This window comes from Kitasatospora sp. NPDC004615 (assembly GCF_042873545.1).
Classification (GTDB): domain Bacteria; phylum Actinomycetota; class Actinomycetes; order Streptomycetales; family Streptomycetaceae; genus Kitasatospora.
The window spans coordinates 363,118-379,003 of sequence record NZ_JBIALQ010000001.1 but is presented as its reverse complement, the minus strand read 5'-3'; the positions used below and the strand labels follow the sequence as shown (position 1 = coordinate 379,003).

The following is a 15,886-nucleotide window of genomic DNA, read 5'->3' as shown; positions in this document are numbered from 1 at the left end:
ACCCGCAGACCCCGCCGGCAGGCGCCGGCCTCGTGGCCGGGACCGGTCGCCGTCGATGCTCTGCGTCCGGCGGTGATCACTACGCCCGGTCGGACGACGCCGCTTGCCGAGGGGATCCGAAGTGTAGGAAGATCTTTATGTCCTGTTGCCATTTTTCGACCGATTGCCCGCCGGAAGGGGTGCCGTCATGGCGCGTCCGAACTGGGTGCCTGCGGGGACCGACCTCGACAAGCCCAATGCCGCCCGGGTCTACGACTACTACCTCGGCGGTTCGCACAACTTCGAGGTCGACCGGCGGATGGCGCGCAAGGCCATGGAACTCTGGCCGGACCTGCCCAAGATCATGCGGGCCAACCGCGCCTTCCTGCACCGCGCCACCCAGTACGTCGCCGGCGAAGGCATCAGCCGCTTCCTCGACATCGGCTCCGGCATCCCCACCTTCGGCGCCGTCCACGAAGTCGCCCGCGAGTACCAGCCCGACGCCCGCGTCGTCTACATCGACATGGACCCGGTCGCCGTCGCCCACAGCCGCCTGATCCTCGCCGACGACCCCCTGTGCCAGGTCGTCGACGCCGACCTGCGCAACACCGAGGACCTGCTCTCCCGCCCCGAGGTCGAAGAGCTGCTCGCCCCCGGCGAACCCGTCGCCGTCATCCTCAACGCCGTGATGCACTTCGTCACCGACGACGACGAGCCCGAGAAGATCCTCGCCAAACTCCGCGAAGCCCTCCCCAGCGGTAGCGCGCTGATCCTCTCGCACGCCTCCCTCGACGGCCGCCCCGACAAGGCCGAATCCCACCAGGACCTGTACCGCGCCACCCCCACCCCGCTCACCATGCGCAGCCGCGAACGGATCACCTCCTTCTTCGACGGCTTCGACCTGGTCGAACCAGGGGTGGTCTACCTGTCCCAGTGGCGCCCCGACGACGCCGACGCCGTCGACCCGCACCCCGAGCGGATCACCGGGATGGCCGGCGTCGGACGCCTGTCATGAACGAGGCGGCCGCTCCCGACCACGGGTTCCGCACCGCCTGGGCCGCCATGCTGCGCACCGGACACGGCGCGGCGGTGCGCCCCGGCGTCCTCAACCCGCTGATCGCGCGGACCGCCGACCTGCTGCGCCGCGCCGCCCTGGAACAGCCGTTCCGCCCGGAGCTCGCCGGGCAGGTCGGCGCCCTGCTGATCGACAACCACTTCACCGATCCCCAACTGCTGTCCGACGCCGTCCAGTTGATCCAGACCCAGCCCGTCCCCGACGGCCGCGGCCCCGCCCTGTCGGGCGCGTTCGCGGCCGGCTGGGCGGCCGCTCTGCGCGAACGCACCCTGAACGAGCAGGAGGCGATCCGGCTGGCCGCCGACACCGCCCGGCAGGAGGTCGAGAGGGCGCTGCGGGTCTCCGAGGCGCGCTTCCGCGCCCTGTTCGAATCCGCGGCGATCGGCATCGGCCTCGGCGACACCGACGGCAACATCCTCGCCGTCAACCGGGCCCTCGGCGAGATCTTCGGCGGCGGCCCCGAGGACATGCAGGGCGTCCGCGTCAACGACCTGATGCACCCCGAGGACACCCCAGGCGTGTGGGAGGCCTACGAGGAACTGATCAGCGGCAAGCGCGAGTACTTCCAGTTCGACAAGCCGTACTACCGGCGCGACGGCGAAGTGGTCTGGACGCACCTCACGGTCTCGCTGATCCGCGACGACGACGGCTCGCCGCTGTACCAGGTCGCGATGCTGGAGGACGTCACCGACCGCTACCGGCTCCAGGAACGCCTGCGCCACCAGGCCACCCACGACCCGCTGACCGGCCTGCCCAACCGCGCCGCGTTCTTCGAACGGCTGGAGCGGCTCTTCGAATCGCCCGAGCCGGACGAACGTTTCGGCCTGTGCTACGTCGACCTGGACGGTTTCAAGGTCGTCAACGACAGCCTCGGCCACGACATGGGCGACCAGCTGCTCACCGTGGTCGCCGGCCGCCTGGAGTCCGCGCTCAGCCCGCTCGGACACATGGTGGCCCGGCTTGGCGGCGACGAGTTCGTCGTCCTGCTGGAGAACTGCCGCGGCGAACAGGAAGCCGTCGCCGCCGCCAAGACCGTCCTTGCCGCGCTCACCAAGCCCGTGGTGATCGGCGACCACCGGCTCGCCGTCGGCGCCAGCGTCGGCGTCCTCGAACGCCGGATCTCCAGCACCACCCCCGGCGCCGCCGTCCGCGCCGCGGACCTGACGCTGTACCGCGCCAAGGAAGCCGGACGCGGCCGCTGGACGCTGTTCGACCCGAAGGAGAACGCGCGCGCCGTCAGCCGATACGCCGTATCGGTGCGCATGCCCGCCGCGCTCGACCGCGGCGAGTTCTTCATCGACTACCAGCCGATGATCGACCTCTCCACCGGCGCGATGACCGGCGTCGAGGCACTGGTGCGCTGGCGTGACCCGGAACACGGCGTGATCGGCCCCGAGACGTTCGTCGGCGTCGCCGAGGAGACCGGGCTGATCATGCCGCTCGGCCGCTGGGTGCTGGAACAGGCCTGCGAACAGGCCGCCGACTGGGTCGCCAGATTCGGCGACCGGGCACCCAAGCTGAGCGTCAACCTGGCCGTCCGGCAGGCCCGCAACGCCGGCCTCGTCGCCGACATCGACCGGATCCTGCGCAACACCGGGCTCGACCCGTCCATGCTGCAACTCGAGATCACCGAATCCACCGTGGTCGGCCCCGAGGACGAAGCCCTCAAGGCCCTGCACGCCCTCGTCGACATGGGCGTCTCGCTGGCCGTCGACGACTTCGGCACCGGCTGGTCCAACCTCGCCTACCTGCGCGACCTGCCGGTGTCCAACCTGAAGATCGCCGGGTCGTTCGTCGGCGACCTGCACGACCCCGCCAAGGACACCCATCTCGGCTGGCGCATCGTCAGCGGCCTGGTCTCGCTCGCCCACACCCTCGGCCTGTCCGTCACCGCCGAAGGCGTGGAGAGCCGCGCCGACGCCGAACGGCTGCGGCTGATGGGCTGCGACCTCGCCCAGGGCTGGCACTTCGGCCGCCCCGTACGGCCCGCCGAGATCGCCCGCCGGATCGCCGAGGGCGACCCGGAACGCGCGGCCGAGATCGCCCTCGAGGCCGGGACCGGCCCGGACGGCGTCGACCGCAGGCACGCACCCGACGGCGCGCCCCGGCCTTTCGTCCTCGGGCGGGAGTACGCCGCCGGGACCGAACCCGCACCCGGCTCCGACAGCGACACCTGAGTTCCCGCCGGGGGTTCCGCGCTCCCGTTCGGCCCACCCGCCCCTTGCTACCGGCCGGTACCCCGGCAAGCTGAGGGGCGTCGGGGCGGAACCGGAGAGCAGGAAGAGGCGGGACGAGATGGTGAAGGCATTCGGGTTCGTCGCGTACGGCGGGCCGGAGCAGCAGACGTTCCTGGACCGGCCGCTGCCCGAACCCGGCCCCGGCGGGGTGCGGATCGAGGTCAGAGCGGCCGGCGTCAACCCGGCCGACTGGAAGAAACGCGAAGGCTGGTTCGGGACGGCCGCCGAACCGCCGCTGGTGATGGGCAGCGAAGCCGCGGGCGTGGTGACCGCCGTGGGGGAGGAGGTCAACGGGATCGCCGTCGGCGACGAGGTCTTCGGCATCGCGCCCGCCGGGGCGTTCGCCGAACAGGTGCTGCTGTCCGCCCGCGCCACCGCCCGCAAACCCGCCGCCGTCGGCTTCGACCAGGCCGCCGCACTGCCCGTCGCCGCCGCCACCGCGTACGACGCGCTCCAGCAACTCGACCTGGTGCCCGGCGAAACCCTGCTCATCGTCGGCATCGCTGGCGGCGTGGGCAGCGCCGCCACCCAGATCGCCCGCGCCCGCGGCATCACCGTCCTCGGCACCGCCGGCGCCGCCAGCGCCGACCACGTCCGCACCCTCGGCGGAACACCCGTCCGCTACGGCGACGGCGTCGCCGAACGGCTCCGCGAAGCCGCCCCCCACGGTGTGGACGCGGTCCTCGACCTGGTCGGCGGAGCCGCCGTCCGCGACGTCGCCGGGGCACTGCGCCGGCCCGGACGGCTGGTGTCCACCGCCGACCGCGCCACCGCCGAAGAGCTCGGCGGCGCGTACGTACGACGCGACGGCACCGCGACCGTGCTCACCGTCCTCGCCGAAATGGTCGCCGACGGGGCACTCGACGCGCAGATCAGCGCCAGGTACCCGCTGGAGCGCGCCGCCGAAGCCATCGCAGAGGTCGAGTCCGGGCACGCCCGCGGCAAGCTGATCCTGGAGATGAACCGCCCGTGAAAATCACCGAGTTGACACCCGGAGCGCCCTGCTGGGTCGAACTGTCCACCAAGGACCCCATCGCGGCCCGGACCTTCTACCACGAACTGTTCGGCTGGCGCACCGAACCCATCCCCGTCGAGAAGGCGATGGGCTACACCCGGCTCTACGCCGGCGAGCAACTCGTCGCCGGACTGGTCGGGTTGGCGAAGCCCGAACAGCCCACCGCGTGGAACATCAGCTTCTACAGCCCCGACGTCGACGCCACCGCCGAGAAGATCACCGCCGGCGGCGGCAGCCTGATCGTCCCGCCGAGGGACGCCTTCGACTGGGGCCGGTTCACCGTCGCCCGCGACCCCGGCGGCGCGGTCTTCTGCGGCTGGCAGCCCCTGACCCTGCGCGGCTGCGACGTGATGAACGAACCCGGCGCGCTCGGCTGGGTGGAACTCGCCACCCGCGACCCGAAAGGCGCCACCGAGTTCTACCCCCAGGTGTTCGGCTGGAGCGTCACCATCGGCGAGATGTACGCCCAATTCGGCCTGGGCGGACGGGACTTCGGCGGCATGATGGACATGGCCGACCAGTTCCCGGCCGAAGTCCCGCCGTACTGGATGCCGTACTTCGCGGTCGCCGACGTCGACCTCAGCGCGGAACGCGCCGCGCTGCTCGGCGCCACCGTCACGCTGCCACCCACCGACGTCCCCGACGGCCCGCGCCTCGCCGTGCTGCGCGACCCGCAGGGCGCGGTGTTCGGCATCCACGTGGCCTATCCGGAGAGTTGAGGCCGGGGCGGGTCGACCTGCCTGCGGGGCGCGGGAGTTGTGGCCGGTTCGCCGGTTCGCCGGTTCGCGGTTCGCCGGTGAGGCACGGGAGTTATGGCCGGTTCGCCGGTTCGCCTGCGGGGCGCGGGAGTTGTGGCCGATTCGCCGGTGAGGGACGGGAGTGGTGGTCGATTCGCCGGTGAGAGACGGGAGTTCACGCAGCGGTCCCGACTGCGTTGCGCGGCAAGGGAGTTCAGACCCTGGCCGACGGCAGGTCCGGCGACGGCGCGGTCGGCTCGCCCCGGCGACGGCGCTCGCGCAGCCGGGGCAGCGCGCCCGCCGCCCCGGCCGCCGCCGTCACCACCAGCGCCGACAGCGGCACCCAGTCGCCGAGGCGGACGTACCACGTCCGGGCCGCCGGATCGGCCGGCGACACCCGCACCGTCACCACCCCCGACTCGGCCGTGGTCAGGAGCGCCAGCCGCCGGCCCTGCGCGTCGTACGCCACCGACTCGCCCGTCAACGCCGCCTGCACCACCGGCCGGCCGGTCTCCGCCGCCCGGATCGCGCCCAATGAGGCGTGCTGCGCCGGGGCCCAGGTGGACTGGAAGGTCGAGGTCGCCGACTGGTAGACGATCAGCCCGGCGCCCTCCCGGGACACGCTGCGCGACATGTCCGGGAACGCCGACTCGAAGCAGATCAGCGCGCCGACCGGCAGCGGACGGCCGTCCCGGCCCACCACCGGCAGCAGGTGCAGCGAGTGGCCCGGCGCCCGGTTCTCGCCCGCCGCCGAGCTCACCCCCGCGATCCAACCCAGCAGCGGGCGCAGCGGAATGTACTCGCCGAACGGCACCAGCCGGATCTTCCGGTAGCGGGCCACGATGCCCGAAGGGTCGATCAGTACCGCGTCCTTGGAGATCCGGCCGTCCGCCTTCCGGGCGTCCTCGCCGACCATCAGCTGCGCGCCCGTCGAAGCGGACAGCGCCGTCAGCCGGTTCAGCGTCGCGCTGCCCCGGTCCAGGTCGGCGGTGGTCGAACTCTCGCCCCACACCACCAGGTCCACGGGCCGGCCCGCCAGCGACCGGGTGATCCGGATGTTCGCCTCCAACCGGGCCTGCTCGTCCGGAGTCTGGCCCGCCTGCACCAGCGCCACCGACGCCGAACCGCGCGAGGCCGGCGCGGCCTGCGCGGCGAACGCCAACGGACCCGCCAGCACCGACACCAGCGCCGTCGCGCCCGCCAGCAGCCGTGGCCACACGCTGCGGGCCAGCACCACAATCGTCAATGCGGTGTTGACGGTGACCAGCGCCCAGCTCACCAGCCACACCCCGCCGATCGAGGCCAGGCCGAGCACCGCCGGATGCTCCCACTGCGACGCGCCCAGCAACGCCCACGGCCCACCCAGCGCATGCCAGGACCGGGCGAACTCGGCACTCACCCACACCGCGGGGACCACCACCAGCGCCGCCGCCGACCGGCCCAGCGTCAACTCGCCGTGCAGCAACCACCACACGGCCAGACCCACCGGCGCCTGCAACACCCCGAACACCACCGCCAGCAGCGGCAGCGCCGGGCCGATCGACGGGATCAGCCAGTACATCGCCGTGAGGATGAACCCCGCGCCGAACCACCAGCCGCGCACCGCCGCCTCGCGCGCCCCGCCCGCCGCCCGCATCAGCAACAGCCCCGGCACCAGCGCCACCCAGGCCAGCACGGCCAGGCCGGCGCCCGGGAACGTCAGGACGGGCAGCGCGCCCGCGGCCAGCGCGCCGTAGCGCGCCGGGCGGGTGAGGGCGATTCGCAGGCTCATGTGGAAATTGTCCGCCCGGGCGGGGTGGAAGGCACCCCTATTCGATCACCGACATGTCGGTGTCGTCCGAGGTGCCGTCCGGCGTTCACCACGCGGGCCCGGTGTTCACTGCCCTGGCCCGGGTCATTCGCCTTCCAGGTCGCCCTCGGTCTCCAGGAAGACCTGCCGCAGCTCCGCCAGCAGCGCCTGGTCCGGCTCCGCCCACAGGCCGCGTTCGGCGGCCTCCAGCAGACGCTCCGAAATGCCGTGCAGGGCCCACGGGTTGGCCTCGGCGAAGAACTCGCGGTTGACCGGGTCGAGGACGTACTCCTCGGTGAGCTTCTCGTACATCCAGTCAGCGACCACGCCGGTGGTGGCGTCGTAGCCGAACAGGTAGTCCACCGTCGCGGCCATCTCGAACGCGCCCTTGTAGCCGTGCCGGCGCATCGCCTCCAGCCAGCGCGGGTTCACCACCCGCGCCCGGAACACCCGGGCCGCCTCCTCGGTGAGGGTGCGGGTGCGCACCGTCTCCGGGCGGGTCGAGTCGCCGATGTACGCCGCCGGGCTGCTGCCCGTCAGCGCGCGCACGGTGGCCACCATGCCGCCGTGGTACTGGAAGTAGTCGTCGGAGTCGGCGATGTCGTGCTCGCGGGTGTCGGTGTTCTTCGCCGCCACCGTGATCCGACGGTAAGCGCTTTCCATCTCCTCCCGGGCCGGGCGCCCGTCCAGCCCCCGCCCGTACGCGTAACCGCCCCACACCGTGTAGACCTCGGCCAGGTCAGCGTCCGTGCGCCAGTCCCGGCTGTCGATCAGCTGCAGCAGACCCGCGCCGTAGGTGCCCGGACGCGAGCCGAACACCCGGACGGTGGCCCGGCGTTCGTCACCGTGCTCGGCCAGGTCCGCCTGCACGTGCGCCCGGACGAAGTTCTGCTCGGCGGGCTCCTCCTGGCCGGCCGCCAGCCGCACCGCGTCGTCCAACAGCGCCACCACGTGCGGGAACGCGTCGCGGAAGAACCCCGAAATGCGCAGCGTCACATCGATCCGGGGACGGCCCAACTCGGCGAGCGGAATCGCCTCCAGACCCGTCACCCGGCGCGAGGCGTCGTCCCACACCGGGCGGACGCCGAGCAGCGCCAGTGCCTCGGCGATGTCGTCACCGGCCGTGCGCATCGCCGAGGTGCCCCACAGCGAAAGGCCCACCGACGGCGGGAACTGCCCGTCGTTGTCGGCCCGGTAGCGTTCGATCAGGGAGGCGGAAAGCGCTTGCCCGGTCTCCCAGGCGAGCCGGCTCGGCACCGCCTTCGGGTCCACCGAGTAGAAGTTCCGCCCCGTCGGCAGCACATTGACCAGCCCGCGCAACGGCGACCCCGACGGCCCCGCCGGAACGAACCCGCCCTGCAGCGCGTGCAGCACCGCGTCCAACTCGTCCGTGGTCGCGGCGAGTCGGGGCACCAGCTGCGCCGCCGCGAACGCCAGCACCTCGGAGACGGCCGGCGGCAGGCCTGCCGCGACCTTCGCGACCGCCGCCGGGTTCCAGTCCTCCGCCTCCATCGCCTCCACCAGCGCCCGCGCCTGCGCCTCGGCCGCGTCCGTCGCCCCCAGCGTCAGTGCTGCCTCGTCCAGACCGAGCGCCTCCCGCAGACCCGGCAGCGCACGCACGCCGCCCCAGATCTGCCGCGCCCGCAGGATCGCCAGCACGATGTTGACCCGGTCAGTACCGCGCGGAGCCTGGCCGAGCACGTGCAGACCGTCACGGATCTGCGCGTCCTTCACCTCGCACAGCCAACCGTCCACGTGCAGCAGGAAGTCGTCGAAGCCGTCGTCCTCCGGCCGCTCCGCCAACCCCAGGTCGTGGTCCAGCTTCGCGGCCTGGATCAACGTCCAGATCTGCGCCCGGATCGCCGGCAGCTTCGCCGGGTCCATCGCCGCGATGTTCGAATGCTCGTCCAGCAGTTGCTCAAGACGCGCGATGTCACCGTACGAATCGGCCCGCGCCATCGGCGGCACCAGGTGATCGACCAGCGTCGCGTGCGCCCGGCGCTTCGCCTGCGTACCCTCACCCGGATCGTTCACCAGGAACGGGTACACGAGCGGCAGATCGCCCAGGGCGGCGTCCGGACCGCACTCCGCCGACAGTGCCGCCGTCTTGCCCGGCAACCACTCCAGATTGCCGTGCTTGCCCAGGTGCACCACCGCGTGCGCACCGAACCCGCCGTCCTGCTGCGCCGCCGCGATCCAGCGGTACGCCGCCAAGTAGTGGTGGCTCGGCGGCAGATCCGGGTCGTGGTAGATCGCCACCGGGTTCTCGCCGAACCCGCGCGGCGGCTGGATCAGCACCAGCAGATTGCCCGACCGGAGACCCGCCAGCACGATGTCGCCGTCCGGGTTCTGCGACCGGTCGACATACAGCTCGCCCGGCGCCGGACCCCAGTGCTCCTTCACCTGCTCGCGCAGCGCCGCCGGGAGCGTGGCGTACCAACGCCGGTAGTCGGCGGCCGGGATGCGCACCGGGTTGCGGGACAGCTGGTCCTCCGTCAGCCACGCCTGGTCGTAGCCGCCCGCCTCGATCAGCGCGTGGATCAGCGCGTCGCCGTCGTGGCCGTGCCCGGTCCCGGTGTCCAGACCCGGCAGGCTGTCGCCCAGGTCCATGCCCTCCGCGCGCAGCCGCTCCAACAGCCGGATCGCCGAGGCCGGGGTGTCCAGGCCGACCGCGTTGCCGACCCGCGCATGCTTGGTCGGATAAGCGGACAGAACGAGGGCGAGGCGCCGCTCGGACGCCGGAGTGTGCCGCAGCCGCGCATGCCGCACCGCGATCCCGGCGACCCGCGACGCACGCTCCGGGTCCGCTGCGTACACCGTAAGCCCGTCCTCGTCGACCTCCTTGAACGAGAACGGAACAGTGATCAGCCGACCGTCGAACTCCGGCACCGCCACCTGCGTCGCCGTGTCCAACGGAGACAGCCCGTCGTCACTGCCCGCCCACTGCGCCCGCGACCAGGTCAGGCAAAGCGCCTGCAGGATCGGCCGGTCCAACGCCGCCAACTCCCCGGCGTCCCAAGCCTCTTCGTCCCCACCCGCCTGCGCGTCGGCCGGCCGGGTGCCGCCCGCCGCCAGCACCGTCGTCACGATCACGTCGGCCGCGCCCAGCTCCGCCAGCAGCTCCGGCTCCGCACCGCGCAGCGACGCGCAGAAGTACGCGCGGGCCTGCGCACCCTCGTCCTCGATCGCCCGGCAGAGCGTCTCCACGAACGCCGTGTTGCCGCTCATGTGGTGCGCCCGGTAGTACAGCACCGCGACGGAAGGGCCCTCCGAGGTGCGGGCGGTGCGCTCCAGCGGACCCCAGGACGGGGCCGAGGCCGGCGGCGCGAACCCGTGACCTGTCAGCAGCACCGTGTCCGACAGGAACGCACCCAGCTCCGCCAGGTTCTCCGGACCACCGTGCGCCAAGTACGCGTGCGCCTCCGCCGCGATGCCCGCCGGCACCGTCGACAACTCCATCAACTGCGCGTCCGGCGCCTGCTCACCCGTCAGCACCACCACCGGACGCGGCCCCGCGAGCAGCACGTCCAGCCCCTCCTGCCAGGCCCGACGCCCACCCAGCAGCCGCACCACCACCAGCTCCGCACCCTCCAGCAGGGCAGGCAGCTCGGCGGGATCCAGGCGTGCCGGATTGCCCCAACGGAACCGCACCGGCCCGCTCGACGCCCGGGCACTCAGCAGGTCCGTGTCCGACGTGGACAGCAACAGGATCATGCGAAAGCCCTCCCGGGCATCTCGAACAGCGCGGACAACCCGGTCAACCCGGTCAACCCGGTGGTGGGAGCACAGGTGCGATCGAGGACGCGGAACGGTCCGACGGGCGGCGCGATGGACAGCCCGGTGGACGTCGCAACGGACGGCCCGGGGGACGTCGCAACGGACGACGGCCCGGTGGATGCCCAGGTGGGGACAGAGCCCACAGGCACCCGCCGGGATGCGGGCATGCGGCAGCGCATGGCACGGACCTTCCTCGGGGTCCTCGCCCCGGGCAGTGGAGGACGGCCGGAGTTCCTGGCTCCCACGGCTCACTGAGCCGCGGTCACAGTGGCGGGACCGCACCGGATTCTCACCGGACTTCCTCCGCTGTGCCGTCGCTGGCAGCGGACACCCCGAGAGGTGCCCGCCCAGCATCGTACGGGTTGATGGCCCGTCGGCGGGAGTGTGACCTGCGACGCCCCACCGGTTCCGCCCCCGGGAACCCGTGCCGACCTGGGGATTTGACCCTGGCGCGGGACCTTCGGGCGAGCTCCGGGCGAGCTCCGGGCGACGGTTGGGGCTGCCACTCGGGTGGTGGCCGGGCTGGTGGCCGGGCTGCTGGTCGGGGCGGTGGTCGGGGTGGTGGTCGGGGCGGTGGCGCGAATCGCGGCCATGGGTATGCTCGCCGCCATGCCACCCACACCCGACGCCCTTGCGGCACCCTTCGTCGGGCCCGACCGAGGCCGCGCCGACGCCTGCCCCGGCGCGCTCCGCCTGCACCCCGCCGAGGACGGCCAACTCGCACGACTCCGCCTCCCCGGCGGGTACTTGACGTACCATCAGCTACTCGCCCTGGCCGACGCGGCCGACGCGCTGGGCGACGGCGAAGTCGAGATCACCTCCCGCGGCAACCTCCAGCTGCGCGGCCTGCGCGAACAGTGCGCCACCGACCTCGCCGAACGGCTCCGCTCCGTCGGCCTGTTGCCCTCCGACACCCACGAACGCGTCCGCAACATCGCCGCCTCCCCGCTCGCCGGCCTCGACGGCCGCGGCGCCCAGGGCGTCGATCTCCCGTACTGGGTGCGAGAGTTGGACGCCGCCCTGTGCGCCGCACCCTGGGCCGCCCGACTCTCCGGCAAGTTCCTGTTCGCCCTCGACGACGGCCGCGGCGACACCGCCGCCCTTGACGCCGATGTGACCTTGATCGCAATAGGCGACGGCCGCGCCCTGCTGCGCCTCGGCCGCGCCGACCACGCCTCCACCGTCGACCACCCCGTCCCCGCCGCCCTCGACGCCGCCCGCCACTTCCTCGACCTGGCCGCCGGCCGTGCCTGGCACCTGCGCGAAGTGCAGTCCGAACTGCCCGCCGGCGACGTGCCGCTGCCGCGATTCACGGGGGAGCGACCGGTGCTGGGTGCGATCCCCGGCGGTGGCGGTGGCGGTGGCGGTGGTGGCGGTGGTGGTGGCGGTGGCGGTGGCGGTGGCGGTGGTGGCGGTGGTGGTGGCGGTGGCGGGGTGTCGGTCGGGCTGCGGTTCGGCCGTGCGACCAGTGCGCAGTGGCGACTGCTGGCGGACGCGCTGGCGTCGGGAGGGGAGGGGTGCGGCGGCGACGCGAGCGGCGGCGGCGGCGCGAGCGTGCGGCTCACGCCGTGGCGGGGCGTCGTGGTGCCCGGAGCCGGTGCCGACTGGTTGCCACGCCTCGCCGACGCGGGCTTCCGGGTCGAGTCCGGCGGCCCCTGGGAGGGCGTCAGCGCCTGCACCGGTCTGCCCGGTTGCGGGAAAGCGCTTGCCGACGTTCGTGCGCAGGCCGTGCGCGCGATAGCCGCCGTTCCTGCTGTGGGGCTGCCCGTCCACTGGTCCGGGTGCGAACGGCGCTGCGGACACCCGGCCGGTCGCTGGGTCGACGTGCTGGCCACCGCGACCGGATACCGGGTCGCCGTGGACGGGCGGGCCCGCGAGGTCGGTCGGGGTGCGGGGGGTGGCGGCGCCGAGATTGTCCGTGCGGGTATCGGGTCCGGTGGGAGGGGGGTCGCGGGGGGTGGCGCCGAGGAGAACATCTATGCGGAGATAATCCGTGCAGGGATCAACTCGGCGGGCTGCAACACCGGCGACAAAAACAGAACCCAAAACGACAGAACCGGGCAGAACGGCACCGGGCAGAACGGCACCGGGCAGAACGGCACCGGGCAGAACGGCGCCGGGCGCAACAGCGCCGAGAACCACAGCGCCGAGAACGACAGCACCGAGCGCAACAGCGCCGAGAACGACATCGCCGAGGCAGTCGCCGAGGCGCGCAATGCCGAATGGCGGAGGACCGAATGATCGACTACGAGAAGGACGGCGCATCCATCTACCGCCAGTCCTTCGCCACCATCCGCGCCGAGGCCGACCTCGCCGCGCTGCCTGCCGACGTGGCCCAGGTCGCGGTGCGGATGATTCATGCCTGCGGCATGACCGACCTGGTCGAGGACCTGCTGTGGTCGCCGAACGTGGTCGCCGACGCCCGGCGCGCCCTGCATGCCGGGGCGCCGATCCTCTGTGACGTCAACATGGTTGCCAGTGGCGTGACCCGCAAGCGGCTGCCCGCCGACAACGAGGTGATCTGCACCCTCACCGACCCGTCGGTGCCCGAACTCGCCCGCGCCATGGGCACCACCCGCAGTGCCGCCGCGATGGAACTCTGGCTGCCCCGGTTGGAGGGCGCCGTGGTTGCCGTCGGCAACGCGCCGACCTCGCTGTTCCGGCTGCTGGAGCTGATCGAGGCCGGCGCGCCCCGGCCCGCCGCCGTGATCGGCGTCCCGGTCGGGTTCATCGGCGCCGCCGAGTCCAAGCAGGCCCTGGCCGAACACCCGGCCGCACTGGAACACCTGGTGGTCCGGGGCCGCCGGGGCGGCAGCGCGATCGCCGCTGCCGCGATCAACGCGATTGCGAGCGAACAGGAATGACTGAGCGTCAGGAAATCGACGGGGCCGGGGAGTCGGCGGCCGGGCGGCTGTACGGCGTCGGTGTCGGGCCGGGTGATCCGTCGCTGATCACGGTGCGCGCCGCCGAACTCATCGGCCGGGCCGACGTCATCGCCTACCACTGTGCGCGGCACGGACGTTCGCACGCCCGGGCCATCGCGGAGCGCTATCTGACGGGTGGTCAGATAGAAGAGCAGCTGATGTACCCCGTCACCGTGGAGACCACCGACCACCCGGGCGGATATCGGGGTGCGTTGGACGACTTCTACCAGGAGGCGTCCGACCGGCTCGCCGCGCACCTCGACGCCGGGCGGATGGTGGTCGTCCTCGCCGAGGGCGACCCGCTGTTCTACGGTTCCTACCAGCACATGCACAAGCGCCTCGCGCACCGCTACCCCACCGAGGTGGTGCCGGGCGTCACCTCCATCAGCGCTGCCGCCGCTCGCCTCGGCGCCCCGCTGGTGGAGGCCGAAGAGGTCCTGACGGTCATCCCGGGCACCCTGCCGGAGGAGGAGTTGACGGCGCGCCTCGCCGCCACCGACTCGGCCGTCATCATGAAACTCGGCCGCACCTTCCCCGCCGTGCGCCGCGCCCTGGAGCGGGCCGGGCGGCTGGACGAGGCGCGGTATGTCGAGCGCGCCACCATGGAAGGTGAGCGCACCGGCCGGCTCGCCGAGATCGAGGCCGACAGCGTGCCGTACTTCTCGGTCGCCGTCCTGCCCAGCCGGGTCGCCGCCCTCGACTCCGAGGGCAAGCCCTTCGAGGCGCTGGCGGTAGAGGGAGGGGAACTCCCCGACGGCGAACCGGCGTTGGGTGAGGTCGTGGTGGTCGGGACCGGCCCGGCGGGGCCGCTGTGGCTGACGCCCGAGGCGCGTGGGGCGCTCGCCAACGCGACGGACCTGGTCGGCTACACCACGTACCTGGACCGGGTGCCGGTCCGGGCGGGGCAGGTACGGCATGGGTCCGACAACAAGGTCGAGGGTGTGCGGGCCGAATTCGCCCTGGAGTTGGCGCGTCGCGGCCGCCGGGTCGCGGTCGTCTCGTCGGGCGACCCGGGTGTGTTCGCGATGGCCACCGCCGTGCTGGAGGCCGCTTGCCAGGACCCGTACCGGGACGTCGCCGTGCGCGTGCTGCCCGGGATGACGGCCGCGCACGCCGCCGCGTCCCGTGCCGGTGCGCCGCTCGGCCACGACTACGCGGTGATCTCGCTCTCCGACCGGCTCAAGCCCTGGGAGGTGATCGCCCGCCGGCTGCGTGCCGCGGCCGAGGCCGACCTGGTGCTCGCGCTGTACAACCCCGGGTCCAAGTCCCGTACCACGCAGGTGGGTTCGGCGCGTGATCTGCTGCTGGAGTACCGCGACCCGGCGACGCCGGTGGTGATGGCCCGGGACGTGGGTGGCCCCACCGAGCGGGTGCGCACCGTCGCGCTGGCCGAACTCGACCCCGCCGAGGTCGACATGCGCACCCTGCTGCTGATCGGCTCCACCCAGACGCAGTGGGTGCAGCGCGGCGGCGACCGTGAAGTGGTGTGGACGCCGCGCCGCTATCCGGAGGACTAATTCACCAGCTCGCGCAGCCAGTTGACCGCCCCGGCGACGTCCGGGGCGGTCCGCACGCCCTGTGGGGCGGCCGGGCGTTGGACGACGACCACCGGCAGGCCGCGTTCGCGGGCGGCGGTCAGCTTGGGGGCGGTGGCGGCGCTGCCGCTGTCCTTGGTGACCAGCACGTCGATGCGGTGCGTCCGCAGCAGCTCGCGTTCGCCGTCGAGGGTGAACGGCCCGCGTTCCAGCAGGACTTCGACGGACGCGGGCATCGGGGGCGCCGGCGGTTCGACCGAACGGGCCAGGAACCAGAGGGTGTTGAGGTGCGCGAACGCGGCGATGCCCTGCCGGCCGGTGGTCAGGAAGACCCGGGAGCCGAGTGCGGGCAGGGCGTCGGCCGCGGCGGCCAGATTGGGCACGGGGTGCCAGTGGTCGCCGTCCTGCGGCAGCCAGCTGGGGCGGCGCAGCGCCAGCAGCGGGGTGCCGGCCTCGGCGGCGGCCAGGGCCGCGTTGCGGCTCATGGTCTCGGCGAACGGGTGGGTGGCGTCGATCAGCGCGGCCACCCGGTGGGTGCGCAGCCATGCGGCGAGGCCGGCCGGGCCACCGAAGCCACCGATCCGCACCTCCCCGGCGGGCAGCCGCGGTTGGGCCACCCGTCCGGCCAGCGAGCTGGTCACCCGCAGGGCCGGGTCGGCGGCCAGCACGTCCGCCAGCCGGCGGGCCTCGCTGGTGCCGCCGAGGATCAGGACGTGCATGGCGGACTCCAGGGGCCGGCGCGATACGGACACAACCAGCCTAGCCGGGGCCGCCCGCGCCGCCCGCGCCGCCCGAGCGGGAACCCGTCGGAGCCCGGT

Annotated in this window: 10 protein-coding genes and 1 riboswitch; of the genes, 7 read left to right on the top strand and 3 right to left on the bottom strand. The window is 73.0% G+C overall.

What is annotated here, in order from left to right; genetic code table 11:
* Window positions 1-187 precede the first annotated feature (187 nt).
* From ACFYS8_RS01735 to ACFYS8_RS01720, 4 genes are all read left to right on the top strand, one after another.
* A complete protein-coding gene (locus tag ACFYS8_RS01735) occupies window positions 188-994 on the top strand; it encodes an SAM-dependent methyltransferase (protein WP_387634254.1) in 807 nt (268 codons plus the stop codon).
* The gene (locus ACFYS8_RS01730; RefSeq protein ID WP_387634250.1) at window positions 991-3,231 is read left to right on the top strand and encodes a putative bifunctional diguanylate cyclase/phosphodiesterase; all 2,241 of its coding nucleotides are present in this window, start codon (window positions 991-993) and stop codon (window positions 3,229-3,231) included. Before ACFYS8_RS01735 ends, ACFYS8_RS01730 begins: the two co-directional genes overlap by 4 nt.
* A gap of 118 nt (window positions 3,232-3,349) precedes the next feature.
* Window positions 3,350-4,264 (top strand): NADP-dependent oxidoreductase, encoded by a 915-nt coding sequence (locus ACFYS8_RS01725; protein ID WP_387634247.1) that lies wholly within the window; start codon window positions 3,350-3,352, stop codon window positions 4,262-4,264.
* An 11-nt stretch (window positions 4,265-4,275) separates the two neighbouring features.
* The gene (locus ACFYS8_RS01720; protein ID WP_387634245.1) at window positions 4,276-5,025 is read left to right on the top strand and encodes a VOC family protein; all 750 of its coding nucleotides are present in this window, start codon (window positions 4,276-4,278) and stop codon (window positions 5,023-5,025) included.
* Between the two features lie 232 nt (window positions 5,026-5,257).
* Here ACFYS8_RS01720 and lnt read toward each other — a convergent pair whose 3' ends face one another.
* Together lnt and cobN are read right to left on the bottom strand one after the other, a co-directional pair.
* Window positions 5,258-6,814, bottom strand: coding sequence for an apolipoprotein N-acyltransferase (lnt, locus tag ACFYS8_RS01715; RefSeq protein WP_387634242.1), 1,557 nt, complete (start codon window positions 6,812-6,814; stop codon window positions 5,258-5,260).
* A gap of 123 nt (window positions 6,815-6,937) precedes the next feature.
* Window positions 6,938-10,546 carry a cobaltochelatase subunit CobN gene (gene cobN, locus ACFYS8_RS01710; RefSeq protein ID WP_387634239.1) on the bottom strand — a complete coding sequence of 1,203 codons (3,609 nt, stop codon included), beginning with the start codon at window positions 10,544-10,546 and terminating at the stop codon, window positions 6,938-6,940.
* 274 nt (window positions 10,547-10,820) lie between these two features.
* A riboswitch (cobalamin riboswitch) is annotated at window positions 10,821-10,959 on the bottom strand.
* A 163-nt stretch (window positions 10,960-11,122) separates the two neighbouring features.
* On the opposite strand from cobN, the gene ACFYS8_RS01705 reads away from it, so the two are divergent.
* Genes ACFYS8_RS01705 through ACFYS8_RS01695 form a run of 3 tightly spaced genes read left to right on the top strand, consistent with a single transcriptional unit; the run spans window position 11,123 to window position 15,050 of the window.
* Window positions 11,123-12,850 (top strand): hypothetical protein, encoded by a 1,728-nt coding sequence (locus ACFYS8_RS01705; protein WP_387634236.1) that lies wholly within the window; start codon window positions 11,123-11,125, stop codon window positions 12,848-12,850.
* Complete coding sequence (locus ACFYS8_RS01700; RefSeq protein ID WP_387634233.1) at window positions 12,847-13,473, top strand: precorrin-8X methylmutase; 627 nt, start codon at window positions 12,847-12,849, stop codon at window positions 13,471-13,473. The genes ACFYS8_RS01705 and ACFYS8_RS01700 overlap by 4 nt, the downstream gene beginning before the upstream one ends.
* Window positions 13,470-15,050 (top strand): precorrin-2 C(20)-methyltransferase, encoded by a 1,581-nt coding sequence (locus ACFYS8_RS01695; RefSeq protein WP_387634230.1) that lies wholly within the window; start codon window positions 13,470-13,472, stop codon window positions 15,048-15,050. Before ACFYS8_RS01700 ends, ACFYS8_RS01695 begins: the two co-directional genes overlap by 4 nt.
* On the opposite strand, the gene ACFYS8_RS01690 is transcribed toward ACFYS8_RS01695, so the two are convergent.
* Window positions 15,047-15,787 carry a cobalt-precorrin-6A reductase gene (locus tag ACFYS8_RS01690; protein WP_387634227.1) on the bottom strand — a complete coding sequence of 247 codons (741 nt, stop codon included), beginning with the start codon at window positions 15,785-15,787 and terminating at the stop codon, window positions 15,047-15,049. The two genes, ACFYS8_RS01695 and ACFYS8_RS01690, sit on opposite strands and share 4 nt — an antisense overlap.
* Window positions 15,788-15,886: the final 99 nt, after the last annotated feature.

What these genes read in the sequence shown, in the direction of transcription:
- ACFYS8_RS01735 (WP_387634254.1), top strand. Translation starts at nt 188, where the DNA reads ATGGCGCGTCCGAACTGGGTGCCTGCGGGGACCGACCTCGACAAGCCC.
- ACFYS8_RS01730 (WP_387634250.1), top strand. Translation starts at nt 991, where the DNA reads ATGAACGAGGCGGCCGCTCCCGACCACGGGTTCCGCACCGCCTGGGCC.
- ACFYS8_RS01725 (WP_387634247.1), top strand. Translation starts at nt 3,350, where the DNA reads ATGGTGAAGGCATTCGGGTTCGTCGCGTACGGCGGGCCGGAGCAGCAG.
- lnt (WP_387634242.1), bottom strand. Translation starts at nt 6,814, where the DNA reads ATGAGCCTGCGAATCGCCCTCACCCGCCCGGCGCGCTACGGCGCGCTG.
- cobN (WP_387634239.1), bottom strand. Translation starts at nt 10,546, where the DNA reads ATGATCCTGTTGCTGTCCACGTCGGACACGGACCTGCTGAGTGCCCGG.
- ACFYS8_RS01700 (WP_387634233.1), top strand. Translation starts at nt 12,847, where the DNA reads ATGATCGACTACGAGAAGGACGGCGCATCCATCTACCGCCAGTCCTTC.
- ACFYS8_RS01695 (WP_387634230.1), top strand. Translation starts at nt 13,470, where the DNA reads ATGACTGAGCGTCAGGAAATCGACGGGGCCGGGGAGTCGGCGGCCGGG.
- ACFYS8_RS01690 (WP_387634227.1), bottom strand. Translation starts at nt 15,787, where the DNA reads ATGCACGTCCTGATCCTCGGCGGCACCAGCGAGGCCCGCCGGCTGGCG.